This window comes from Arthrobacter sp. JCM 19049 (assembly GCF_001310435.1).
On sequence record NZ_BAXF01000201.1, the window covers coordinates 1 to 3,803 of the forward strand.

The 3,803-nt window shown below is 64.7% G+C and carries 4 protein-coding genes and 2 pseudogenes; 3 read left to right on the plus strand and 3 right to left on the minus strand.

Annotated features, from left to right (window positions below):
* On the plus strand, window positions 1–198 hold a 198-nt coding region (locus tag JCM19049_RS09415), incomplete at its 5' end, for a 3-methyl-2-oxobutanoate hydroxymethyltransferase (RefSeq protein WP_279402864.1).
* A 72-nt stretch (window positions 199–270) separates the two neighbouring features.
* On the opposite strand, the gene JCM19049_RS19880 is transcribed toward JCM19049_RS09415, so the two are convergent.
* Entirely contained in the window at window positions 271–447 is a 177-nt protein-coding gene (locus tag JCM19049_RS19880) for an SPOR domain-containing protein (protein ID WP_138926461.1), read from the minus strand.
* 224 nt (window positions 448–671) lie between these two features.
* Here JCM19049_RS19880 and map point away from each other — a divergent pair.
* Both map and ppgK read left to right on the plus strand, forming a co-directional pair.
* A pseudogene (gene map, locus JCM19049_RS09420) lies at window positions 672–1,544 on the plus strand (type I methionyl aminopeptidase).
* Window positions 1,545–1,590: 46 nt separating this feature from the next.
* A pseudogene (gene ppgK, locus JCM19049_RS09425) lies at window positions 1,591–2,376 on the plus strand (polyphosphate--glucose phosphotransferase).
* A 112-nt stretch (window positions 2,377–2,488) separates the two neighbouring features.
* Here ppgK and nrdR read toward each other — a convergent pair.
* Both nrdR and hisD read right to left on the minus strand, forming a co-directional pair.
* Window positions 2,489–2,977: a transcriptional regulator NrdR gene (gene nrdR / locus JCM19049_RS09430; RefSeq protein WP_054821459.1), complete on the minus strand. Its 489-nt coding sequence runs from the start codon at window positions 2,975–2,977 to the stop codon at window positions 2,489–2,491.
* A gap of 83 nt (window positions 2,978–3,060) precedes the next feature.
* Window positions 3,061–3,803, minus strand: a 743-nt coding sequence (gene hisD, locus JCM19049_RS09435) for a histidinol dehydrogenase (RefSeq protein ID WP_279402865.1), incomplete at its 5' end; no start/stop codon positions are given.

Consider the following 3,803-nt stretch of genomic DNA (forward strand, 5'->3'; position numbering starts at 1 on the left):
GGCATCGGCGCCGGGAACTCGACCACCGGGCAGGTGCTGGTGTGGCAGGACATGCTGGGCCTGGGCTCCGGGCGCACCCCGCGTTTCGTGAAGAAGTATGCGAACCTGCGTGAAATCGTTTCCGGGGCGGTGGGCCAGTACCACCGGGATGTGGCCGATGGCAGCTTCCCCAGCGCGCAGTACGAATTCGACAAGTAGCCACCAAACCTACCCGGCGCGTCCGGGACCGACAGCGGCCGCCCCTGAGGCGGCCGCTGCCGGTTTTAACGGCTATTCGTCCTCTTCGTCTTCCGCGTCCCAGGCCTCATTGCGCGCCTGGACCTTGGCCATCGCGTTGCGGGCCTCGTCCTCCGTGGCATAGGGACCCAGCAGTTTCGTCCAATCGGACTGCGGGCCTTTTTCGATGCCCCCGGTTTCCACGTTGTACCAGTACTGGCCTTCGCTCATGGTCTCTTCCTTCCTTGTGTTGCCCGCTCTTGGCGCAGCGGCGCGCCCATCACACCCCTTGGTGGCGTGGAACAGTCACCGCTCTCACCGCCAGCCTAGTGCCCGGTCGGGTTGCTGTCATTGAACCTTGAAGCGCGTCCCCAACGGGTGGGGCACCGTTCCCAGCCCGACGGGTGTGCCCTAGCAGGCAGATTCTGCCGGGGCGCCATGGCTAGAATAAAAATATGACTACTGCCGCAACAGCCCCCATTGGAAACCTCACTCCAGGCGTCGTCGGCCCACAACTGAAGGTGCCGGCGGATATCGCCCGCCCCGAATACGTGGGCAAGCCGGAGCCGACCTCGCACCGCCACCCGGACGTCAACACCCCGGAGATGATTGAGCGGATCCGTGTCGCTTCGAGGATTGCGGCACAGGCGCTGGCCGAGGTGGGCAAGGCCTGCCAGCCGGGGGTGACCACGGCGGAACTGGACCGGATCGGGCACGAGTACATGATCGATCATGCGCCTACCCCTCCACCCTGGGCTACCGGGGCTTCCCGAAGTCGGTGTGCACCTCGATCAACGAGGTCATCTGCCACGGCATCCCGGATGACACCGTGCTGCGGGACGGGGACATCATCAACATCGACGTGACCGCCTACATTGACGGCGTGCATGGCGACAACAACGCCACCTTCCTGGTGGGAGACGTGGATGAGGAATCACGCCTGCTGGTGGAGCGCACCGAGAACTCGCTGAAGCGCGCCATCAAGGCGGTCATGCCGGGGCGCGAAATCAACGTCATCGGGCGCACCATTTCGGCCTACGCCAAGCGCTTTGGCTACGGCGTGGTGCGTGACTTCACCGGCCATGGGGTCGGCCCGGCGTTCCATACCGGCTGATCATTCCGCATTATGACGCGGCCCCGGCTTACAATCAGCTGATTGAACCGGGTATGGTTTTTACCATTGAGCCGATGCTGACACTCGGAACGATCGAGTGGGACATGTGGCCGATGGGTGGACTGTCACGACGAAGGACAAGAAGCGAACCGCCCAGTTTGAGCACACGCTGCTGGTCACCGACAATGGCGCCGAAATTCTGACCGTGCCGTAGCTGAGGTTTATTTTCCTTCCGTGTTTTAAAGGCTGAAAGGAGCCTCATGGTTCAGCAACGCGCCTCACAGCAGGAGCGCCTCGGGTTCGGCATCGACGTTGGCGGTACCGGAATGAAGGGCGGCATCGTTGATTTGACCACCGGGAAACTGGTGGGCAAGCGTTTCCGGATGCCCACGCCGAAGCCTTCACTGCCCGAGGCTGTCGCCGAGGTGGCCGCCGCGATCTACTCCGAGCTGCGCAGCCGGGAGGGCGCGCCGTTGGATGATGCTCCGCTTGGGATCGCGGTGCCGTGCATTGTGCACCATGGGTGGCGCGTTCCGCGGCAAACGTGGACAAGTCTTTATCGGCACCGACCTGGTGCAGTTGTTCGGAAAGACCCTGGGCCGAGATGTGGTCATGCTCAACGACGCCGACGCGGCCGGACTGGCCGAGGGCGAGTACGGTGCCGGGCGCAACGTGCCCGGCAGCGTGATGACCCTGACCCTGGGTACCGGGATCGGTTCGGCATTGCTGTTCAACGGACAGTTGGTGCCGAACTTCGAGCTGGGCCACCTGGAGTTCAATGGGGCCGAGGCCGAGCCACCACGAGCGCCGCGGCACGCGAACGCGAGGAGCTGCCCTGGGACCAGTACGCCCAGCGTCTGAGCGCCTTCCTGCGCCACCTGGAGTTCCTGTTCTCCCCCGAGCTGTTCATCCTTGGCGGGGGGATCTCCAAGAACCCGGAGCGGTTCGTGCCAATGATCGACATCGACACCGAGCTGAAGGTGGCCACCAACGCGAACAACGCCGGTATCATCGGCGCGGCCCTGCAGGCCTCGCGCATCCGCTGACCCGCAAGGAAAAGCACCGCGCACGTACCGTGGAAGACAAACAACCTCGACCAGTAACTACTGGTCGAGGTTGTTGTTGCTTAAGCCGCCTCACGGACGTCAAGCCGCGACCCTATTCGGCGGTCAGTGGCCGCTGGTTGCCGCGCGGAAGGTCGCTGCGCTCCTCACGCAGCTTGGCGATGGCGGACTCAAAGTCGCTCAGCGACGTGAAGTCCTGGTAGACGCTGGCAAAGCGCAGGTAGGCGACCTCGTCCAGGCGCTGCAGCGGTTCCAGGATTGCCAGGCCAATCTGGTGGGCCGGGATCTCCGCGGCCCCGGACATCCGTACGGTCTCCTCCACCTCCTGGGCGAGCACGGCCAAGTCGTGGTCGGTGACCGGGCGGCCCTGGCAGGCCTTGCGCACACCGTTGATGACCTTGGTGCGGGAGAACGGTTCAGCGGCCCCGGACTGCTTGATCACGTTCAGGCTGGTGGTTTCCAGGGTGGTGAAGCGGCGGGAGCAGGCGGTGCACTGGCGGCGCCGGCGGATCGACACCCCATCGTCGGCCACACGGCTGTCGACGACGCGGGAGTCGGGGTTGCGGCAATAGGGACAGTTCATTGCACCTCCAGGATGTTTCCGGGACACGGCCCCCTGGCCTCATTGCGGCCACGGTTACCCGATGTCACCTAACAGTTTATCGTCTATTTACGCTGGCGTATTTGGACTGCGTCACCATGGGCGGGCAGGTCCTCGGCGTTGGCCAGGTTGATGACGTGTTCGGCCACCTCCCCCAGCGCCGCCTGCGGATAGTCGATGACCTGAATGGCCTTCAGGAAGGTGTTCACGTTCAGGCCCGAGGCGTGCAGTGCGGTCCCGGAGGTCGGCAGCACGTGGTTGGATCCGGCGCAGTAGTCCCCGAGGCTGACCGGGGCGTAGTCCCCGACGAAGATCGCGCCAGCGGCGGTAATGCGCGAGGCGACGAATGCGCTGGATTCGGTCATGATTTCCAGGTGTTCGGCCGCGTAGGTGTTGCACACCTCGATGCCCTGCTCCACGTCGGCGACCAGGATGATCGCAGACTGGCTGCCGGAGAGGGCCACGCCGACCCGTTCGGTGTGCTTGGTGGCCGCCACCTGGCGTTCCAGGCTGGCCCGTACGGCCTGTTCCAGTTCCGCGGAATCCGTAATGAGCACCGCGGCGGCGTTCTCGTCGTGCTCGGCCTGGGAAATCATGTCGGCGGCAACAAAGTCCGGGTTGGCACTGGCGTCGGCCAGGATCGCGATCTCGGTCGGCCCGGCTTCGGCATCGATGCCCACCACGCCCTTGACCAGACGCTTGGCGGTGGCGACAAAAACATTGCCGGGGCCGGAGATCACGTCGACCGGTTCAATGCCGCCGCGGGGATCGGCGGTGGCCGGCACCCCGTAGGCGAAGGCGGCCACGG